Source organism: Mesorhizobium sp. WSM4842 (assembly GCF_055901575.1).
Genome location: NZ_CM148372.1, coordinates 6,707,792 through 6,727,638, shown reverse-complemented (window position 1 = coordinate 6,727,638; position 19,847 = coordinate 6,707,792). Strand labels below are relative to the sequence as shown.

19 protein-coding genes and 2 pseudogenes are annotated in these 19,847 nt (G+C 58.9%); 12 read left to right on the top strand and 9 right to left on the bottom strand.

Annotated elements, in window-relative coordinates; translation table 11 throughout:
- Nucleotides 1-8: 8 nt before the first annotated feature.
- Nucleotides 9-1,541, bottom strand: a complete 1,533-nt coding sequence (locus AC0NIE_RS32570) for an acyl-CoA carboxylase subunit beta (protein WP_473489918.1) — start codon at nucleotides 1,539-1,541, stop codon at nucleotides 9-11.
- Between the two features lie 221 nt (nucleotides 1,542-1,762).
- On the opposite strand from AC0NIE_RS32570, the gene AC0NIE_RS32565 reads away from it, so the two are divergent.
- A complete protein-coding gene (locus tag AC0NIE_RS32565) occupies nucleotides 1,763-3,175 on the top strand; it encodes a helix-turn-helix domain-containing protein (protein ID WP_473489914.1) in 1,413 nt (470 codons plus the stop codon).
- A gap of 195 nt (nucleotides 3,176-3,370) precedes the next feature.
- On the opposite strand, the gene AC0NIE_RS32560 is transcribed toward AC0NIE_RS32565, so the two are convergent.
- From AC0NIE_RS32560 to AC0NIE_RS32550, 3 genes are all read right to left on the bottom strand, one after another.
- On the bottom strand, nucleotides 3,371-4,003 hold the full coding sequence (locus tag AC0NIE_RS32560) for an NUDIX hydrolase (RefSeq protein ID WP_473489913.1): 633 nt from the start codon (nucleotides 4,001-4,003) through the stop codon (nucleotides 3,371-3,373).
- 573 nt (nucleotides 4,004-4,576) lie between these two features.
- Nucleotides 4,577-4,789, bottom strand: a complete 213-nt coding sequence (locus tag AC0NIE_RS32555; protein WP_473489912.1) for a hypothetical protein — start codon at nucleotides 4,787-4,789, stop codon at nucleotides 4,577-4,579.
- Nucleotides 4,786-5,958 (bottom strand): helix-turn-helix domain-containing protein, encoded by a 1,173-nt coding sequence (locus AC0NIE_RS32550; protein WP_473489911.1) that lies wholly within the window; start codon nucleotides 5,956-5,958, stop codon nucleotides 4,786-4,788. Before AC0NIE_RS32550 ends, AC0NIE_RS32555 begins: the two co-directional genes overlap by 4 nt.
- Before the next feature lie 985 nt (nucleotides 5,959-6,943).
- On the opposite strand from AC0NIE_RS32550, the gene AC0NIE_RS32545 reads away from it, so the two are divergent.
- On the top strand, nucleotides 6,944-7,639 hold the full coding sequence (locus AC0NIE_RS32545) for a transposase (protein ID WP_474045172.1): 696 nt from the start codon (nucleotides 6,944-6,946) through the stop codon (nucleotides 7,637-7,639).
- Here AC0NIE_RS32545 and AC0NIE_RS32540 read toward each other — a convergent pair.
- Genes AC0NIE_RS32540 through AC0NIE_RS32530 form a run of 3 tightly spaced genes read right to left on the bottom strand, consistent with a single transcriptional unit; the run spans nucleotide 7,542 to nucleotide 10,542 of the window.
- Nucleotides 7,542-8,531, bottom strand: a complete 990-nt coding sequence (locus tag AC0NIE_RS32540) for a tyrosine-type recombinase/integrase (RefSeq protein WP_473490025.1) — start codon at nucleotides 8,529-8,531, stop codon at nucleotides 7,542-7,544. The two genes, AC0NIE_RS32545 and AC0NIE_RS32540, sit on opposite strands and share 98 nt — an antisense overlap.
- The gene (locus tag AC0NIE_RS32535) at nucleotides 8,528-9,454 is read right to left on the bottom strand and encodes a tyrosine-type recombinase/integrase (RefSeq protein ID WP_473490024.1); all 927 of its coding nucleotides are present in this window, start codon (nucleotides 9,452-9,454) and stop codon (nucleotides 8,528-8,530) included. Before AC0NIE_RS32535 ends, AC0NIE_RS32540 begins: the two co-directional genes overlap by 4 nt.
- Nucleotides 9,451-10,542 carry a tyrosine-type recombinase/integrase gene (locus AC0NIE_RS32530; protein WP_474045213.1) on the bottom strand — a complete coding sequence of 364 codons (1,092 nt, stop codon included), beginning with the start codon at nucleotides 10,540-10,542 and terminating at the stop codon, nucleotides 9,451-9,453. The genes AC0NIE_RS32535 and AC0NIE_RS32530 overlap by 4 nt, the downstream gene beginning before the upstream one ends.
- 121 nt (nucleotides 10,543-10,663) lie before the next feature.
- Here AC0NIE_RS32530 and AC0NIE_RS32525 point away from each other — a divergent pair, with 121 nt between their 5' ends.
- Nucleotides 10,664-10,837: a hypothetical protein gene (locus tag AC0NIE_RS32525; RefSeq protein WP_474045165.1), complete on the top strand. Its 174-nt coding sequence runs from the start codon at nucleotides 10,664-10,666 to the stop codon at nucleotides 10,835-10,837.
- 1 nt (nucleotide 10,838) lies between these two features.
- Nucleotides 10,839-11,300 (top strand): annotated as a pseudogene (locus AC0NIE_RS32520) (transposase); the annotation flags it as partial.
- A 472-nt stretch (nucleotides 11,301-11,772) separates the two neighbouring features.
- Here the strand turns inward: AC0NIE_RS32520 and AC0NIE_RS32515 are convergent.
- A complete protein-coding gene (locus tag AC0NIE_RS32515) occupies nucleotides 11,773-12,021 on the bottom strand; it encodes a hypothetical protein (RefSeq protein WP_473489676.1) in 249 nt (82 codons plus the stop codon).
- A 41-nt stretch (nucleotides 12,022-12,062) separates the two neighbouring features.
- Between AC0NIE_RS32515 and AC0NIE_RS32510 the strand changes: the two genes are divergently transcribed.
- The 4 genes from AC0NIE_RS32510 to tnpB all read left to right on the top strand — a co-directional run bounded on the left by AC0NIE_RS32510 (nucleotide 12,063) and on the right by tnpB (nucleotide 13,738).
- Nucleotides 12,063-12,200, top strand: coding sequence for a transposase (locus AC0NIE_RS32510; RefSeq protein ID WP_473489675.1), 138 nt, complete (start codon nucleotides 12,063-12,065; stop codon nucleotides 12,198-12,200).
- Nucleotides 12,201-12,546: 346 nt separating this feature from the next.
- Complete coding sequence (locus tag AC0NIE_RS32505; RefSeq protein ID WP_473489674.1) at nucleotides 12,547-12,891, top strand: LysR family transcriptional regulator; 345 nt, start codon at nucleotides 12,547-12,549, stop codon at nucleotides 12,889-12,891.
- Between the two features lie 141 nt (nucleotides 12,892-13,032).
- Nucleotides 13,033-13,263: a hypothetical protein gene (locus AC0NIE_RS32500; protein WP_473489673.1), complete on the top strand. Its 231-nt coding sequence runs from the start codon at nucleotides 13,033-13,035 to the stop codon at nucleotides 13,261-13,263.
- A 268-nt stretch (nucleotides 13,264-13,531) separates the two neighbouring features.
- On the top strand, nucleotides 13,532-13,738 hold the full coding sequence (tnpB, locus tag AC0NIE_RS32495) for an IS66 family insertion sequence element accessory protein TnpB (protein ID WP_473489672.1): 207 nt from the start codon (nucleotides 13,532-13,534) through the stop codon (nucleotides 13,736-13,738).
- Nucleotides 13,739-13,915: 177 nt separating this feature from the next.
- Here tnpB and AC0NIE_RS32490 read toward each other — a convergent pair whose 3' ends face one another.
- Nucleotides 13,916-14,734, bottom strand: a complete 819-nt coding sequence (locus tag AC0NIE_RS32490; RefSeq protein ID WP_473489671.1) for a 4'-phosphopantetheinyl transferase family protein — start codon at nucleotides 14,732-14,734, stop codon at nucleotides 13,916-13,918.
- Between AC0NIE_RS32490 and AC0NIE_RS32485 the strand changes: the two genes are divergently transcribed.
- The 4 genes and pseudogenes from AC0NIE_RS32485 (at nucleotide 14,716) to AC0NIE_RS32470 (ending at nucleotide 19,827) form a co-directional block, all read left to right on the top strand.
- Nucleotides 14,716-15,102, top strand: a complete 387-nt coding sequence (locus AC0NIE_RS32485; protein WP_473489670.1) for a transposase — start codon at nucleotides 14,716-14,718, stop codon at nucleotides 15,100-15,102. The genes AC0NIE_RS32490 and AC0NIE_RS32485 overlap by 19 nt on opposite strands.
- A 1,395-nt stretch (nucleotides 15,103-16,497) precedes the next feature.
- Nucleotides 16,498-16,981, top strand: a pseudogene (locus tag AC0NIE_RS32480) (hypothetical protein); the annotation flags it as partial.
- Nucleotides 16,982-17,244: 263 nt separating this feature from the next.
- A complete protein-coding gene (locus AC0NIE_RS32475) occupies nucleotides 17,245-18,417 on the top strand; it encodes a M20 aminoacylase family protein (protein WP_473489669.1) in 1,173 nt (390 codons plus the stop codon).
- 165 nt (nucleotides 18,418-18,582) lie between these two features.
- A complete protein-coding gene (locus AC0NIE_RS32470; protein WP_473489668.1) occupies nucleotides 18,583-19,827 on the top strand; it encodes a M24 family metallopeptidase in 1,245 nt (414 codons plus the stop codon).
- The last annotated feature ends 20 nt before the right edge of the window (nucleotides 19,828-19,847 follow it).

Sequence of the window (19,847 nt, the reverse complement as noted above, 5' to 3'; positions counted from 1 at the left end):
TTGCCTACTCAAAGCGGAATGGTGTCGTGCTTCTTCCAGCGAGTCTCGACGCTTTTTCCGCGCAGAGCGGCAAAGGCACGCGCGATCCGCTTGCGTGAGGAATGTGGCATGATCACTTCGTCGATGAAGCCGCGCTCGGCGGCAATGAAGGGGTTGGCGAAACGCTGCTCGTATTCCTTGGTACGAGCCGCCAGCCGATCGGGATCGCCGAGTTCGGACCGATAGAGGATCTCGGCCGCGCCCTTTGCACCCATCACCGCGATTTCAGCGGTCGGCCAGGCGTAGTTGATGTCCGCGCCAATATGTTTGGAAGCCATCACGTCGTAGGCGCCGCCATAGGCTTTGCGCGTGATCAACGTGACCATCGGTACGGTCGCCTGGGAATAGGCAAACAACAGCTTGGCGCCGTGCTTGATGACGCCGCCATATTCCTGGGCAGTGCCTGGCAGGAACCCTGGTACGTCGACCAGCGTCAGGATCGGTATGTCGAAGGCGTTGCAGAAGCGAACGAAACGCGCCGCCTTGCGGGAAGAATCGATGTCGAGGCATCCGGCCAGCACCATGGGCTGGTTGGCCACCACCCCTACCGTCCTGCCCTCGACACGAACAAATCCGGTGATGATGTTGCGAGCGAAGGCGGCCTGAAGCTCGAAGAAGTCGCCTTCATCGGCTGTAGCGAGGATTAGTTCCTTCATGTCGTACGGCTTGTTGGCGCTCTCCGGCGCCAGCGTGTCCAGGCGCAACTCGATCCGCTCGGGATCGTCATGGAAGGGCCGCACCGGCGGCTTTTCCCGGTTGTTGAGCGGCAGGAAATCAAAGAGGCGCCGTACCTCTTCCAGAGCCTCGATATCGTTTTCGAAAGCCCCGTCCGCAACTGAGGACTTTTGCGTGTGCGTTGCCGCGCCCCCTAGTTCCTCCGCGGTTACGATCTCGTTTGTGACTGTCTTGACCACATCGGGGCCGGTCACGAACATGTAGGAGGAATCTCGAACCATGAAGATGAAGTCGGTCATGGCCGGAGAATAGACCGCCCCGCCGGCGCACGGCCCCATTATCACCGAAATCTGCGGGATGACGCCGGAAGCATCGACATTGCGCTTGAAGACATCGGCGTAGCCGGCAAGCGAGGCAACACCCTCCTGGATGCGCGCGCCGCCAGAATCGTTGAGGCCGATCACCGGCGCCCCGTTGCGCACCGCCATGTCCATGATCTTGCAGATCTTCTGGGCGTGTGTCTCCGACAGCGATCCGCCGAGCACCGTGAAGTCCTGTGAGAAGACGTAGACCAGCCTGCCGTTGATCGTACCCCAGCCTGTTACTACTCCGTCCCCTGCGACCTTCTGTTCAGCCATGCCGAAGTCCGTCGCACGATGCGTGACATACATGTCGTATTCTTCGAAGGAGCCTTCATCGAGAAGCACCACGAGGCGCTCTCGGGCCGTCAGCTTGCCCTTTGCGTGTTGAGCATCGACACGCTTCTGCCCTCCGCCCATGCGAGCCTGCGCACGACGGATTTCGAGTTGTTCGAGAACGGCTAGCATCAGCGCCCAGCCGTTTGCTCGAGGATCTTCCAGGTCGTCTGGAATCGCAATGCGGTCATCTGGCTTTGCCTCGAACTCGGCTTTGCTTTGCTGCACAATGGCATGAGTGCCTCCACTGGAAACATGCTCCGCATTAGTTCGCCGGCAATGAACGGGAAAGGCTTGACCGTGTGTGATTGCGAATTGTAGGAAATTGCAAACAGCAACATGCGAATTTGCAAATGGCAAACGGTAAGCTCTTCATTGGACGCCGCGTCCGCGAACTGCGGGAGGCCAACAACGCTACCCAGGCGGCATTCGCCGAGCGTCTGGGGATTTCGACCAGCTATCTGAACCAGATAGAAAACAACCAACGGCCCGTGTCAGCCGCGGTGCTTCTTGCGCTCGCCGAAAAATTCCAAGTGGATATCGCTTCGATCGGCGGCAGCGAGGCCGACCGGCTGCTCTCGGCACTGAGCGAGGCGCTTGCTGACCCCGTATTCGGCGGTGTTTCAGCCGGATTTCAAGAACTCAAGCTCGTTGCCCAAAACGCACCGTCTCTCGCTCATGCGCTGATTACCTGCCATCAGGCATATCGCAGAAATAGCGAGCAGCTTGCCAGCTTCGACGACCAGCTGATCCGAACCAATGCTTTTGCCGAACCGACACCCTACGAGGAAGTGCGGGACTTCTTTCATTTTGTTGACAACTACATCGATGAGCTCGACCGGTCGGCCGAGCATCTGGCGAAAGCGCTGGGCGTGCCGGATCGAGATGTCGGTACTGCCTTCGCAGACCACTTGGAACAGCACCATCATGTTCGTCTAGCGCGTGCTGGCAACGGCGAGCGGGCAATCAGGCGCTTCGACGCCTCCGCGCGCGTGCTCTATTTGAACTCTTACTCGCCTGCATCGACGCGCAGTTTTCAAATGGCATTCCAGATAGGGACCTTGGAGCACCGGGCGGAGATCGACGCCATCATCAAGCGAGCGCGCTTCCGGACCTCCGAAGCGGCAGAGATATGCAGAATCGGCCTGCAGAATTATTTTGCCGGCGCGCTTATGTTGCCGTATCGTCCGTTCCTGGCTGCGGCAAAAGAACTTCGGCACGACCTCCACCTGCTCGCAATACGCTTCGCCGCCAGCTTCGAGCAGGTCGCGCATCGGCTTTCGACGTTGCAAAGACCTCGGATGAAGGGCGCTCCGGTGTTCTTCGCGCGCATCGACCGGGCTGGCAACATCACCAAGCGCCACAGCGCCGCTAAGTTGCAGTTCGCCCGCTACGGCGCAGCTTGCCCGTTGTGGAACGCTCATCAGGCGTTTGAAACTCCCGGCCGCATGATTTGCCAGCTAGCCGAGACGCCGGACGGCGTGCGTTATCTCAGTATTGCCACAGAAATCACCAAGACGGACGGTGGATTTGGCTCTCCTCATCGACGCTATGCGATCGCGCTCGGATGTGAGATCTCTGATGCGGGCGATTTCGTCTACGCAGACCGGCTGGATTTTACCAGCAGCTCAGCGTTCGAGCCCATCGGCGTCTCCTGCCGCATTTGCGAGCGCATAAACTGCATCCAACGCGCCGCTCCGCCGCTCAATAGCAAGATTACCATCGACCACGACCGACGCAGCGAACTGCCATACACGATCTGCTGATTTCGAGTGGGTTCACTGAAAGGTTCCTCGCCGGTTCAAACCACCTTCCCAGGAGGGCGCCGCGGATTTGCAACGCCTAAGCTCGGTTCAAACGGCATAAGGTCCTTCAGATCTCCAAGCCGGAGCTGCAGTGCATTGCCTGAGTTCTGTCCGGACTCAGACCATAGGCGCACTTTCGAGCTAACATGCCGAGTACTATCGTGTTGCAAAGTCCGGGGCTGAGAGGTCATCAACACGTTGGTAACGACCAGATACCAACTCGATGAACTGGTATAGAATAGCCGCTGTTGGTGCGTGTATGAAATGATCAAAGATCGGAAAGCGTATAAGACGCAGACCGCCTTCTTCCTCACTGAAAAACTGTGCTGACCGCGCACCAGAGAGGTCGGAGAGCTTGATCCGAAAAATTTGATCTACTTCGTTTGGATTGGGACAGAAATCCTGTTCTTTTGTGGATGCAAAAATGACGGGTGTAATCGCATATCCAGATTGGGTCGGATATATGTCCAAAGTACCCAAAGCCTGATCAGGCGAAAGGTCCAGGGCGATTTCCTCTAAGCACTCGCGAATAACAGTGTCGAGTGCGGATTCCCCCAGATCACTCCGTCCTCCTGGTAAAGCGTATTGGCCTGCGTGCGAACGCAGCTTAGCGCTGCGCACCGTGAGCAAAAAGGCAGTCTCGTCTGAGCCATCGTCGGCTGCAACCAGAATGATGCCAACCGCTGCTCGCTTCAAGTTCTCTGCGTTTGTGGTTTTCGGAAGCGCAAACTGCGAGATCATGGACCGGATATGTTCAATGATAGAGGGCGAGAATGGAAATGTCGGCATAGTCTCCAAACCTCACTAATCGGACTCTTCTTTGAATTGAGTTGCACCTGCCACTCAGCTCTCGTCCAGAATTGGTGCTTCGGCCGCTTCCGTTGCATCTGCCTTTTTCAAAGCAACTACGACCGTTTCCGGATCATCCGTCCCGAAGTCCTCATTGCGACGATTGCCCTTCGCCCGACAGAGCCAGGGCAAAAGCGGTGCAACCTACATGAACATAACGCTCCTTAGTCCCAAGAAGCGCCCTGATCCGGCCCTTAACATAATTTGACGCTATCATGAGCCCTCCGGCGAGAGCTGCGGAAAAAAATAATGCGTCACATTACTTCAATTCGACTTTTCGACCGGAGGGGTTTGCCCGAATTTAATAGGTTGGATCGGCCATGACGAAGATGGGCAGGGAAAGCAAACCGTTCAGCCACGATTCTTTTGATTTCCTCTCATCGATAACGGCCGTCGCGCCAAAGTCGAAAGGGTGAGCGAGCGTCGACGCTTCACCGCAGTCCAGGGTGTCGATCGCGGTGCAGCTCTGAGCTGCTTTCGCGTGGGATACTGGCGGTCGAGAACCTTAGCGTGTCAGCTCAGGTGACGTTTCAGAATCTCGTGGCCGGAAGCATGATCGGACCGGTCGCGTTCTGCACCCGCTTTCAGCTCCCCGACGTCCACGCTTGTGACGACGATGCGGCGCGGGAGCCGTCTCAGGATCGCGTCGGCGATGGAGGTTCCGTTGAGGTTGATAACGGCCCTGATATCAAGAACAATGCGGCTGGCTTTGGTAAGCCGGATCAAAGAGGCGGTCCATACGAAGTGTTGCCTTCTCCCAACGCTCGCTCTTGAAGAAGCTTCCGTACTGCAATGCGGTCGAGACGCAACAGTCTTGCGATTTGCCCTTCGCTCATCAGACCCTTGTCCAGCGCTTGGGCCGCAAGGGAACCCAAGCGGAGCGAAGCCAGATTTGTTTTCTGCTGCCCGGTGTCTATCGCTCGATCGCCGAGCACCTGTCGCGCATGCTCGTCAGAAAAACCGTCGTTGTCGACGAACCAGTCCCACGTGCCCAGCCTGACAAGTTCAAGTTCCTCCAGCCGCCGCACCAGAGCCTCGCGTGAGATGCCGAAAAAGTAGGCAAGGATGATGACATGACGGCGCGACAGCACCGATGCGCCAGCCGTCATTTCCTGAAACTTTTCCATAACAGCGCGTGCCGGTGCCATGAACGCGCGCCCGAACGCGTCGGCGTACCGTCCCTCTCGTGAATTTGGCAGCGGCGACTCGTGCAAAACCTCGGGCCTGCGTCGCGTAGCGGCAAAATGGCCAAGCCCATGCGCAATGCTCTGGGAGCGCCGATCCAGCCGGTGACTGGCGTTGATCAGCATGCAGGCGCCGACTGCGTCATCGAATGCAAACAGTCCGGAAATTTTTCCACGGAGCGGATGCACGTAGGTACGGATGCCTAGCTGCAGCTCCACCAAGGTGAGCACGTCCTGAATTGGGCTTAAGCCGAGCCCGAGCCATTGGCGCAGTTCCTGCGCATCCTGCTCTGCCTGCGTCCGTACATTGCCGGGAAGGATCTGCTTTTCAGGCGGATAGTTCGGCTGACGCTTGAGGCCGAGTATGGTCTCGAGCTCCACCTCGGCCCGCACAAAGTCATTGAGCGTGCGCGCCGCCGTTTCCACCGAAAAATCTTCGTCGTGAGTCAGTTTTCGAAACCCGGGAATAAGATCGACATGAACCCCTTTCTGCCGAAGCATTGTATTCACCGACGTTCCGAAAAGCTTTGCGAGCTTCTGCAACTCTTCCAGCTTAATGCCGCGCTGACCCTGTTCGATGGCAATGAGCGTCGTCCGGGCTACACCTAAGTTGCTTGCCGCAGCCGCCTGCGTGAATTTGGCAGTCTCCCGGGCAAGCCGGAGGCGCTTTCCCAACTCTTCGTCAGAAATTTTGGAGTTAGCCGGGGTCATTGTGCTGCACTAACCCAGCCCGCAACGAACGAGCCCGGTCCCAAAGAGTTTACAAAAGCCTTCGATTCGGCCGCGTGTTGCCGATAGGAGATTGGCAAGCGAGAGTCGGACACCCTCGAGTGGTTCGCCTAGCGCCTCCCTGCTCTCGCCGCTGACTGGAAGAATGAAGTGCGCTCCGAAATATCGAAACTGCTTCCGAGTACGTCGGTAAACCGCCCTGCACCATGGCGCCTTCACCGGAAAGCCCCTCCTCGGACGGCTTGCTTGGTCCAGTCAATAATTGCGAGTTGCAGTCCATATCCGGCGGCATGCGCTCTAATGTTCTCCAACCCTCGAACATGTCTGCGCAAGAAGAAAGCAAATCGCCCTGTTGAGGCCGCCTGTTCGCTTGAAGCGCGCTGCGCGTCAGGCAACAAGCAGTCGAGGAGCATTTCTGCGCGGCACCAACAACCAAACGCGCAAGCCACGTGCGTACACGCCTGGAGGATGTAAGGCAAAGCAGCGACTTCAATGCGGAGAACTGGACCCTTGCCATCATCGACAGGGAAATTCGGTTCGCTTCAATGGCAGACATCAATGCTGACAAACCCGTTAAGGAACGTCTCGCTGCAGAGTTAGATCAGCCCGCGCAAATATCGACGGGGACTTGTCCGCATACTTCGCAACTCTCTCCACCTCGGCGGCATAGCCAGCTTCTGTGAGGCCCATCGCTCATTACGAGTCTCTGATGTCAGAATTCTTCCAAGATTGTCTGACATTGTCAACCCGAAAGGAGCCCTTTGATTCTGAGCGAAGTCCAAAGTGACAAGCTGGCCAAAACGAGAGCTATGGCCGAAACTGGGGTGATGTCGGTTTGAGAAGGGCGGCGTATCGAGGCGGGTGATGAAGCCTGCCAGAACCTCTCAAGGAGAGCGATACGCCATGAACGAGACTATCGACATTGTTCGCCTTCGTCAGCCCGAGGAAATCGACGATCCCCTGACGGATGTGCTTCGCACCGGCCCGCGCAAATTGCTGGCAGGCGATCGAGATTGAGGCCGAAGTGCTTCTTCCCGTTCTCTACCTTCGCGGCGTTTCGACGGGCGACTTTGGGGAAGCTCTGGCAGCTCTGTTGGGGAAGGAGGCGCCAAACCTCTCACCCTCGGTGATCACACGACTGACAGCGGAGTGGGGCATCGAATACGATCGTTGGCAAAGGCGCGATCTTTCGGCGCGCCGCTATGTGTATGTGTGGGCGGACGGGGTCTACCTGCAGGCCCGGATGGAAGACCATGCCGAATGCATGCTGGCGATCGGCGCCACCCGAGGGCAAGAAAGAGCTGCTCGGCTTCCAGACCGGCATTCGAGAGCGCACAGAGGTGGCGCGAGCTGCTGGTCGACGGTCAAGCGCCGTGGCCTGCAGATCGCGCCCGATCTTGCCGTCGGTGACCGTGCGCTTGGCTTCTGGAATGCGCTCGATGAGCTCCTTCCCGGCATCAAGCACCAGCGATGCTGGGTGCATTATGCCGATGTCCGGATTATGCCGACCTTGGGGGTGGATGTCGGCTTCGGAGGCGGTGATCGCTGCGATGGGGTCGGCATAATCAGAGCGCCTCGAGGAAAGCGAGAAGCTTGTCGGGCGGTCTGTAGCGTCCTGGCGCCGTGTTGGCCGGCGTGGTTTTCGCCAGGGTGCGTTCTTTAAGCTCCAGATCGGCGTGCAAGTAGATGTGGGTGGTCTCGATCTGTTCGTGGCCAAGCCACAGCGCGATCACCGAGGTGTCGACGCCGGCACGCAGCAGTCGCATTGCCGCGGTATGACGCAAGGTGTGCAGTGTGACCCTTTTCCGCTGCAGCGACGGACAGTTTCTGGCAGCGATTTCGACATACCTCGCGAGCCGGTGCTCGAGAGCGTCGCGGCTGATCATCCTGCCGGTCTGTGTAGGGAAGAGGGGATCGGCCGGCTGCCCGGCACGTTCGGCTAGCCAGACGCGCAGCACGGCGGCCATGTTGGAGGTAAGGGGTGTGATCCGCTGCTTTCGCCCCTTTCCGATACAGCTGACATGAGCGCCGGAACCGAGGTGGATATCGGCGCAGTGAAGGCCGATCAGTTCGGACGCCCGCAGGCCGGTTTGGGCGGCGAGCCGAAGCAAGGCGTGGTCGCGCCGCCCGGTCCAGGTCGACCGCGCGGGGGCGGACAGCAATACATCGAGTTCGTCCTCCGTCAGGAACGTCACAAGCCGTCGCTCAAAACGCTTAGGCGGAATGGCGAGCACCCGTTCGATTGTCGCGGCGTACTCGGGATAACGAAGGGCGGCGAACCGGAACAACGACCGGATTGCGGCAAGCCGCGCATTCCGGGTCCGCGCGCTGTTGCCCCGATGACGCTCGAGGTGATCGAGGAAGTCGCCGACACACGCGGCATCGAGGTCGTCGAACTCCAGCCTGGAAGGTTCTGTGCCATGCCGCGCGGCGGCGAAGACCAGCATAAGCCGCAGGGTGTCCCGATAGGCGGCGAGCGTATGCGGGCTGGCTTGCCGCTGCCGGATCAGGCGGTCGGTGAAGAACGCCTGCAAGGTCGCGCTGAGGGCGGTCATGCGCCGCCTCCGATCCGTCGTTCCAGACGATCACCGGCCAGTTGCAGCAATTCCGGAGCCGCCGAGAGATACCAGTACGTCTTGCCCGGATCGACGTGACCGAGATAGGTCGACAGCAGGGCAAGCCGGCGCCCCGGATCACCGCCGTCGCGATAAGCATCAAGAAGCGTGCGAACAGCAAACGCGTGCCGCAGATCGTGGAGCCGTGGTCGGCAGGCCGCCGAGCGCGGCGCGATGCCGACGCGACAGACGAGCTTCTGGAACGTGTTTTGAACGTTCACATAGAGCAGCCTGGTGCCGGCCGGTGAGACGAACAGGGCGTGCGTGTTCGGCGGCCGGCGGGGTCGATCGCGCCGGCGCAGATAATTGCCGAGGGCTGCAACAGTGCTCGGATGTAACGCCAACTCGCGGGATTTTCCGGACTTTCCGCGCCGAATGGTGAGGCCGCCGCCGACCGCATCGAAGTCGTCGCGGTCCAGGCCGATCGCTTCTCCAACCCGCATTCCGGTCACGGCCAGCAAGCCGATCAGGGTCCGGTAGGTTGCTTCCCGATGCGGCGTGCGCAAGGCCGCGGTTGCCGTCATCAAGGCGATGACGTCCTCCTGCGAATAGAGGTAGGGCGTCGCTCGGCAAGATCGCCCCGGCAGCAGATCACACGGCGGCACCTCGGTTGCCGGCTCGATCCCGCGCAGATGGGTCGCAAAGCGGCGAACGACGGAAAGTCGCGCCGACATCCAGCTTCGATCGGCGCCTGCCGGCAGCATCGCCCAAGTGAGGGCCGTCTTGGTGGTCAGGTGGTCTTCGCCCTGCGCCTCGAGGTAGGTGAGGAACTGGGCAAGAAGCTTCTCGGACCGAACAAGCGTGTAGCCGAGGGCGCGACGCATGGCCAGGTAATCGGCCAGGGCCTGGCGAAGGGCGCTCATGCCACCTCTCCCGGCCAAGGGCGGGCGATCGTTCGCAGGGCTTCGCGATCAACCTTGGCATAGATCGCCGTTGTCAGGGCGCGGCGATGACGCAGGACCTGCCCGACCTCCGGTAGCGACGCACCGGCGCGCAACATCGCCGACGCCGCCGTATGGCGCAGGCGGTGGGCGTAGATCTGGCCGAGCCCCGCGCGGCAACCGGCGGCGGCCACTATTTGCGACACGCCAGTGCTTGTGAGGGCATTATGGGGCGCCCTGACGCGCACAAATACTGTCCGGCCCTGGGCGGTCCGGGGACGGCCGTAACGCAGATAGGCCGCCACCGCTTCGCCGACATCGTCCGGCAAGGGAAGGTGTTCGATGCAGCTTCCTTTGCCCCGTACGAGGATCTCACCGGTCCGCCAATCCAGGTCGTCAAGCTTGAGCTTGGCGACTTCCCCCGCCCGCAAGCCGAGACGAACCAACATGGTCAGGACCGCGAAGTCGCGGCAGCCGTTCGACGTATCGCGGCCGCAGGACGTCAGCAGGCGCTGAACCTGGTCGCAATCCAGTCCCTTTGGCAACCCAGCCAATCGCCGATCGGCGACCGAGGGCACGCAAGCGGCAAGAGATCGCGCGATGAGACCCTCGACATGAAGGAACGTGAGCAGCGACCGCAGCGCCGTTACAGTCAGGCTTGCCGCGCCGCGGCTCAGCTGAGGGCAACGTGCCACGACAAAGGTGACGACGTCGGTCGCGGCCAAACCCGCAAGGTCCAGGGCACGCCCGTCGGACGACAATCGATGACGCAGAAAGGGGCGCACCATCCGGGCATAGACATCGGCGGTCGCTTTCCCCAAACCGCGCTCAATCGCCAGATAGCGTTGGTATCGTTCCAGCAACTGATCTGCCGGATCGTCGGGTGCACGGGGCGACGGCAGCACCACGCCGCGAGACTGTAAATAGGCCAACAGGGGCTGCAATGCTTTGATCGAGCGGAGTTGCGGGCCAGCGGCACGACGGGTACGGACGAACCGATCGACCTCGCTCGCACCCAGTCCCTCCACATCCATGCCTTCCAATACGAGCCAGCGGCTCAACCGCGCCACCAGCCGCATCTGCTCGCGAGCGGAAAGCGGCGTATAGCCTTGTCGGGCGAGTTCGCCGGCAAACCCAGCCGCAAACGTGGCAAGCGGGCCCTGGACGCGAACGCGAAACGGATCGATTGACATGAAAGCATCCCCTTCTTTGGAAACAAGAAGAGGAGTTTGCACGATCCGTCAGACCGCCGGTGATTATGCCGACCCCATCGCAGCGATCACCGCCTCCGAAGCCGACATCCACCCCCAAGGTCGGCATAATCCGGACATCGGCATAATGGACGTTATGCCGACGTCGGCATAAGGTCCACAAGACAGCCAACATGCTCAACAAGGTGCCGAAATCGGTGCAGGCCGCCATGAGGACGGACTTGCGCGAAGTCTTTTCCGCCCCGAACCGAGGCTCAGCCGAGACGGCGATTGCCGTCTTTGTCGAGAAATATGATGCGAAATACGGCAAGGCGGTCGACTGCCTGACCAAAGATCAGAATGCCTTGCCGGCGTTCTACGATTTCCCCGCGGAACATTGGGATCATCTGCGAACGTCCAATCCCATCGAGAGCGTCTTTGCGACCGTGCGCCATCGCACGATACGCACCAAGGGCTCCTCGAAAACCGCCAGGCTGATGGTCTTCAAGCTGGTCATGGCCGCCGCCAGGGCGTGGCGACGACTGAAAGGAAAAAATCAGTTCCCTAAACTCATCGCGGGTGCCACGTTCCAGGACGGAATCGAGATCATTGAACTGAAGCCGCAGAGCGCCGCTTGATCATCCTCGTCATCCAAATTCCAGCATAGCTCCCAAAACGAGCTACATGGCTTGGGGATCAGCGAAGTCATGTGGATAGTTGGATCGCCGCGGCAGGACTTTGAATGAGCTCCTGGGAATAGTACAGCCAAATTTCGTGGCTGCCTCCCCGCGCTGACCATCTCCCGACGAACCGGGTCTTCATAGTCCTCATGCGGCCCTACCCTGTTGATGCTGTGCGAACAGCGCTTTTCGGGAGAGCCTGCCGATGTCAGACTTCCGATAGGCGGCCGTCGATGGCGAGAACAAGTCCGGTTCGCGCGACGGTCGCACCATCGCCGACCAGGTGCGCATGCGATGACGGTTCCCTGCCACGCCCGGTTGGCAGCCAAGCCCGGTACATGGACCAGCGTGACCTGCTCACCGGCATCTTTCCCGGTCTGGAGCGCAGCCTCTATCCCACCACCAAGGGGCAGCTGCATCTCGTGACACGCTAGGTCACGCCGGCCGAAGTGCGCGACGCCGGCAAGAAGCGGGTCCGCCATGTCAACGCAGGCGGCGCCATTCCGCGGGTCGAAGCCTTGGCCGATGTCGCCTTGGCCGCCGCCGCGCAATAGAAGGTCAATATCCCAGCCGAGCCAAGACTGCCCGTCTGATCCGAGAACTGGCTGTCGAAGCGCTCGCCACCAAAACGCGGCTGGGCGAACTCGACCGCGAATTGGAGACCTTTCTCCAAAGCCACTCTGACGCCGCCATCATCCGCAGCCTGCCCGGAAGGGTGCCGTGCTCACCGCAGACCTCATCACCGAAGCAGGCAACCTCGCGCGCTTCCGTTCCGCCTACGCGCTCGCCCCCGCAGCCGGTATCGCGCCCGTCATCTGCCAGTCCGGCAAAACGCGTTTCCTCTGGCGACCAAAGTAGCCGCTGGACGAACGCATAGGCTATCTCGTCAAGTGAACGATACTGCGCATCTCCATCCGCAAACCTTTTGTCCGAAGCTGGACAAGAATGGCTGACACCCGACGAAACGGTCGCGTGGGCGGACCTGTCGGTATGGGACGAGTGGTGCGACTCACAACGATACGCCAACAGGCACGCAACTTGCTTGAGTGACGGCGCAGGGCCGCAGTTTGGTCACGAAGCCCAGTGGTGACTAATCACGCACTCAACTTTAACGCGCGCAGGCTCGCGGCCGTCCTTTATGGGCCAGAGGACGACAATGATATCCGGTCGTTCAGTTCGACTGCCGACATGATTGGAGCATTCAATGGCCCATCGTTATTATGATCTCCTGTCCCTCAAGGTTCTCACTGCCCTCGAGGTATTCGAGGCTTCGGCACGCCATCTTTCTCTTGAGGTTGCCGCTTCCGAGCTGAACGTGACATCGGGAGAGATCAGTCGGCAGATCAAAGTCATTGAGGACGAGCTCGGTGTTCCGCTGTTTGTGAGGCCAGGAACCGGTTTGGTGCTTACCAGCGCAGGCAAACACCTCCACACCGAGCTGGCATTCATTCTTTACAAGGCGTCTGATGTCGTCACGACCATTAAAAGCGGCGGTCGTTCCCGGATGTCACGATCGCCTCTACCGATGCGTTCGCGTCGATCTGTCTGATACAGCGCATGCCACGCTTTTGGGGCACAGCACGATGATATTACAGTCGACTATGTGATTTCCGGTAAGTGCGTAGGTCACCCCACGTGGCGTGCGGGATTCTGAACGCTCATTTTCTAGATGGGTCACGCGGAGAGTCCTATGAGCGAAAGTCTGAATCAGCATCGGACATTTGAGGTTTTGATGGCGGAGCCGTTGAAGTCTCGACGCAAGTCGCGTCATTGGTCGGACGAGGACAAGGCACGGCTTGTTGCGGAGGCTTTGGCGCTGGGGAGCAATGTTTCGGCGATTGCCGCTCTCACGGACTGGACCCTTTGCAGGTCTATGCGTAGCGTCGCAAGGCGTTGGCATCTGGAGCGGTTTCGCCGCTGACAGAGGGGCAGGTCAAGCCGGTCAGGTTCACGCGCTTTGAAGCGATGGGCAGTGAGACGGTGGAAATCGTCATCGGCGTTGTCGTGATGCGCATCGGGGGCGATGTTGATCCCGATCGTCTGGTCAATGCGCGCGGTGCGCAAGGCATGATCGCCACAGGAGTTGTCGTTTACGTGTCAAGCCAGTTGGTCGACTTCCGCAAGGGAGCGGCGCCGCTGATAGCCCTGGTGATGGACGGCGGCCTCGCCCCGTTCTCCGGAGCGCTCACGTGTTTCGATCGAAGCGGCCGGACCGTGTTCGCGTCGTGTGGTGGGACGGCAGCGGGGTCTGCCTTTACTCGAAAACCCTGGAAGAGAACAGCTTCTGCTGGCCGGCGATATCGGCGGCGCGGATGCGTCTGGACCATTCGCAACTAATGGCTCTTCTTGCCGGGTTGGACTGGACGAAGATCCGCCTGGCGGCCGTTGCCTGTTGAGCGAAGGAGGCGCCGCGGGCGTGCAATGTGACAAACCTGTAGCCGACGAGCTTGCTTTCGAGATTTGGACCCGATCCGCGCATCACCATACCGGCCAGCGGCACCAAACGCTGCAACAGAAGGCCTCACGGAAGCGCGCGCTTATTCACATCTCGGCAGGAAAAAAATCTCCTTGCACTACGGGCGGCAACCACAGAAGGTGTCCAGATTGCTACACAGGTCCGATCCTCGGCGCAGAGCCAGCCATGTCAATACATGGTCGGATGCAATATTAAAGCAGATGTCAAAGTGTTCGCCCCTAGGTAATTGCTGGCAAAGCGTTTGCGTTAAATGCAGTCGCAGGTATCCGTTTGCAGGAGCCGTGCGTAGTTCAGCACAATCAAATCCGAAAAAGCGCCGCACCACCGGGTAGAGCGCTTTGAAAAGCGTTTCCTTGGCCGAGAAAAGCAGCGTCGAGAGCCAATCTGGGGAAAGAGCCATCTGTCGAACGATCAAGGCACGTTCATTCTCGTTCGCGGTCATGCTCAGAATTGACTCTAGCGCATGACCGCCAGCCAGCGTCTCGACATCCACGCCGACTTGCCAGCCCGGGTCGGCAATGGCGAAACAGGCGCAATACCCCCGTGCGTGGGTGATTGAACCGGCAGAACCTCGAGGCCAGAGTGGGGCGAGGTCGGGACCGATGGGAATCTCGGGAGCAGCTTGGCCCAGCGCGTGCAAAGCCGCCCGCGCCATCGCGCGACCGGCCAGAAACTCGGCACGCCGTATGGGTTGTGCCGTGGACAGGCTGGCGGGGCAGGCTAGGGAGAGATTGTGAAATAAGTCCTCAGTGTAGCTTTGGGACTCGAACCTGCCGTGCACCAGAACCGCATTGACGTGCCCGGCATCACGCAAGGTTATATCAGTGAGAAATCCGCGCGAACGGGCGCATAGAGCAATGAGGTCTTTGGCAGTTGGGGCGCTCATACTGGAAACTGATGGAATCGCCGCATGCATGGCCGGTCCTGCCATTGCCACCGACTGATGATCCAAGCCAGGCGGGCACAGCCTGCCAGACCGACACGCATCAGGATCGCGGTCATGAAGCTGGGTGTCGGGATTGGGTTGGGATATTGGGATGTCCACGTCGCCTCGATCCTGTCCAGATCGCCAACCTCTCCAGTCTCATCGAGCATGCCGTGGCTCAACTGCCGGAAGGATGCATCCTCATGTCGTTTCTGCGCGCCGGAAAAATCTGCGCGGCCCAGATCACCGCCGAGCTGGGCGACGTGCGCGACCGCTTCCAAAGCGAGCATCATCCCGCCGCAGAGGCCGGCGTCGCTCCCGTCACATACCACAGCGGGCGATCCCGAGGCGTTGGCTAGCGATGGGCCTGCAACAAACGCCTGCGCGCCGCCGTCACCTGCTTCGCAGACAACTCCAGACACGCAAGTCCATAGGCCGCGAAAGTCAATCAAGACGCCGGCAAACGTGGATGTCGCCACCCTCATGCCCTGCGCATCCTCTGGAGAGGATGGCAGGACGGTATTCCCTATGACCCCCAAAAATACCCACAAGCTCGCGCCATGATCACTCAGGGTTGACACAGGAAGTCTCATGACGTCCTCCGTGCAGTCGCTAAGCTGGACTAAACTTACTGAAAGCGAAGATAGCAATGTCAGGTGAACGCGCTAAGGAATATTTGTTAAACTTGGGTTACGGCCCGGTTAAAGTAAATTTTGCAATAATGTATATTAACGTAATTTGATATTACATAAATTTTACTTGATTGGCGGTCAAGTGCGACGTAATCTATTTCAAAATAATTCGAGCCTGGCACCAGCGGCAAGTGAGGCGCCGCGGTCGCCAAGAGCGACGCCTGCTGCTTGTCTCGGCCAAGATCAGCGCTCTTTGATCGCTGCGGTAAGCGGCTGGGTTAGAGAGAACTCTCAGCTCGCTCAATCTATTTTTTGCCGGGCCTCAATGACCGATGCCAAGTCCTTCGGTAGCCGCACGCCATTCAGGACTCCGTCCGGGCCTTGGGAGTCCCCCTAGCTCTATGTGGAACAGGAACTCAAAAGCAGTGCGACGCAGGCAGTTCATTGACGGCGCCAGCCATAGTGTTCGAACTCGTCGCAGATGGCTTCGTAAAGTCACCGGAGTACCCAAAATTTCGCTCGGCCGTTCTGCTCTTTCAATGAAGAATAACCGCTAACGAACAAACGCGATTAATCGATCTCGCTCGACGCGACGCTTACGTGGAGAGAAACCCCAAAAAAATGAATACCGACGCTTTCACGGCCTATGGGACTAATGTTCGTCGCTATTGCCGGGCCTTTCCTACAGGCTTCACGAAGCCCGTTTGGGGCGACGATCTGGGACGAGACCGGTTAAGCCCTTTATCAATTTCCTGGTGGGGTCCGGCGCACTCAATTACGGCACAACAACCCGAATATTATTGCGCCGGCAATTGATTGAAGCGTTCGTCGAGTCGATCCTCAAGCCCAGAGGCCTTTCGCACAAGATACAGTTTCCACTGGCACAACGCTAACGAAGCGGCGCTGGCGCTGGCGCGAAATACGCCGGCCGCTCGAGCGTGATAGCCTTACAAATGCTTCCAAGATGTCACTCGGGTCACTGGCTGTTGCAGGTCTCAGTTGCTGCCGAAAAGGGCAGGGAGCTCCGCATTCCCCGCGGCTGCGCTACAAGCCGATCTCGGCCAAGGCCCTCGCCGAGGAGTTCGCGCCGAAACCTGGCGCACGATCGCCTGGCGTGAAAGAACCAACTCCGAGCTCAGTTGCCGCTTCGCCGCCGTGCGCCTGAGGCCGGCCTCCAGGGACTACAATCGGCCCGAGGCTCACGCCCAAGAGTGGCTCCTGATCGAGTGGCCTGAAGGCGAGGTCGAGCCGAGCAAGTGTTGGCTCTCCACCTTGCCGGCCGACGCTACGATCACATGGCGTGATTGCGGAGCATCAAAGCACTCAGCTAAACTGCTGACGTGATCTCGCAATGTGGAGCCGCCAAGCTGCGTTGGCGGATCGAGCGAGACTATCACGAGCTCGAGCTCGAGCGGGAGCTGGGACTGCGCCACTACGAAGGTCGAGGGTGGCGGGGCTTCCGCCACCACGCCGGTCTTTGTATCGCCGCCTGTGGCGGATAGCTCTGAGGGAGACGATTCCCCGTCAGCTCCAGCTCGCGCCCCGACGCACTTGGTCTTGTCTTCCCGACCTTTATCGACCCCGCGGATCCTCCGATCCGACTTGAGCGGCACGTCCCGACCTCAATCCCGACCATCAGGCGACGCCTGACTGTGGCCTGGCCAACTGCCTGCAATCCGTGCTGCACGAGAGCCTGGGCAATCCGCGTCAGGCCAGCAATTTATGACGCTGTAAGATTAGCCGCCTGTCCGAAAACCGGGAGCAGGCTACGAGAACCATCTGAATCCTAGATGGACACGGGCGACATTTCATATTTGACCTGCCACCCCACGCGTGCCACGTCCACGGGTGGATATGGGAGTTGTTTGCATGCCCGTTATTAATCGCGTGGCCGATTTGCACCCTGACATCATAGGTTGGCGGCGGCACCTGCATCAGCATCCCGAACTCCTTTATGATGTCCATCGAACCTCTGCGTTTGTCGCTTCTCGGCTGCGTGAGTTTGGCTGCGATGAAGTTGTGGAAGGGATCGGGCGTACCGGCGTTGTGGGCGTCATCAAAGGGCGGATTCAACCAGACTCAAGTCGAAACATATCGATTGGGTTGAGGGCGGATATGGATGCGCTGCCTATTATAGAGGCGACCGGCTTACCCTATGCGTCACAGACGCCCGGCAAAATGCATGCGTGTGGCCATGACGGCCATACAGCTATGTTGCTGGGTGCTGCCCGCTACCTCGCAGAAAGACGCAATTTCCGTGGCAGCGCTGTCTTAATTTTCCAGCCTGCTGAAGAAGAGGAAGCTGGCGCTGCTGCCATGATCAAGGACGGCTTGATGGAACGCTTCGATGTGTCGGAGGTGTTCGGCATGCACAATTGGCCGGGTCTCGCCTTGGGATCATTTAGCATTCGGCCAGGCCCTATGATGGCCGCTTACAATGTCGTGGAGATAAACATCAAGGGGAGAGGCGGTCACGCATGTGCACCGCACGACTGTATCGATCCGGTGCTAGTCGGCGCCCAGCTCATAACAGCTGTCCAGCAAATCGTGGCTCGAAACGTGGATCCCTTGGAAGCTGCGGGAGTCTCAATCTCCGAATTTCACGCAGGTTCAACACCAGGCGTAATTCCGCAATCCGCTATTCTACGCGGAACCATACGCTCGCTTTCCGTTGAAGTGCACAACTTGATAAAGTCTCGATTGAGCGAGATTGTTGCGGGTTCGGCAAAGATGAGCGGTGCAAGAATTGAGTTGTCATATATTGGTGGCGCGCCGCTGACGTTTAACCACGCTGACCAGACAGAAGTGGCGTTAGCAGTCGCAACGAGTCTAGTTGGTGAAGCCAATGTGCATGTTAACCGACCGATCATGGCAGCTGAAGATTTCGGGTACATGCTGGAAGCTCGGCCAGGAGCTTACATACTTTGCGGAAACGGCGATAGCGCCGGCTTGCACCATCCGGCTTACGACTTTAATGACGAAGCCATACCATACGGGACTTCGTATTGGATCAAGCTAGTCGAGACGAAGCTCGCGCCATAAAGCGACCATACCCGACCGCGCTCGCGGCTCAGGCGAAATTGAGCCCAATCTCGATGCCAGATAGGCCCTATATCAACACTGCATTTGACCGATCGAACCGTGCCTTCTCATATTCCTCCAAGACGAGCGCAAAGCCATGGGCGGTGAAGGAACTGGGAGCAGTAGATGGTCCTTTATCCACCTATGAGTGTGTTTGTACGAACCAAAGCCCAATCGAGCGAAGGCGGCTTTGAGAATGATTCCAGTCAAACCGGGGAAATCGCGATGAATCAATACGCTACAGCGGCAAGCCTTGAGCATGAGCGCCGGCTAGCTGCGGTTAAGCAGGCTTCTCGAGACCGAAACATTGACGTATCAGTATTCACCAGCCCGGAGAATATCTGTTACATTACAGGCCTTGATTATGAAGGCTATTTTGCCCTTCATGCTCTGCTGGTATTTTCCGAAGCCGACTCAATTCTGTTCGCGCGATATATCGAAGAGCCCACGGTCTCACGCCAGACCACTGGCGTTGAATTTGCTGGATACAAGGACTCCGACGACGTCGCCGCGCTGATATCGGCCAGAATTGTCTCGTTGGCAGGAGAGGGCGCGCGCGTCGCGCTTCAGCGGAACAGCGCCGCCACGGTCAAAATAGACGCTCCTCTCCAATCGTATCTTCCCAAAGCTCACATCATTGATGCATCGGGCATAGTCGAGAGCCTGAGAGAAGTTAAATCACCCTTCGAAGTAGAGCAGATAAAGCGCGCTGCGGAGATTTCAGACCTCATGATTTCCACCGGTCTGCGTGAAGCAGGGGAGGGGGTGGTCGAAAACACTGTTGCTGCCAAAATCTACGGCGCGATGATCGAAGCGGGAGGACAATGTCCGGGCTTTCCACCGTTCCTCAGATCGGGTGACCGGATATCAGAGCCACATACTTCGTGGACCGACCAGCCTCTCAAAAATGGTGCCCCGCTTCTTCTGGAACTGTCGGGCTGTGTAAATCGCTATCATGCGCCAATGGCCAGGTACGGGTACATCGGATCCGCATCTGCGGCAGCCAAGCGCTTAAGCGAAGTGAGCCACCAAGCGCATCTGGCCGCCCTAGCCGCTCTCAAGCCTGGATGTCTTGCTCGGGACGTCTATGGCGCTTGGAAGGCACGTCTCGACCCCGCGAAGGTTAGTCCCCGGGCTCCTCATTGTGGATATATGGTCGGCCTGTCCTTCCCGCCCACTTGGACTGGCGGCCCTGGAGTACAGAGCTTGCATGAGACGAGCTCGATGGAAATCCTCGAATCCATGACGTTTCATCTGTTGACTTGGGTCACGGATGGGCAGAATGACCATTTCTTATCTGACTGCGTTGTTGTCGAAAAGGCTGGTGCCGTTTTCCTTACGAAAGCGCCAAGAGAAATGTTCGAGATCTGACAAGCAGTCCCAATTGATCG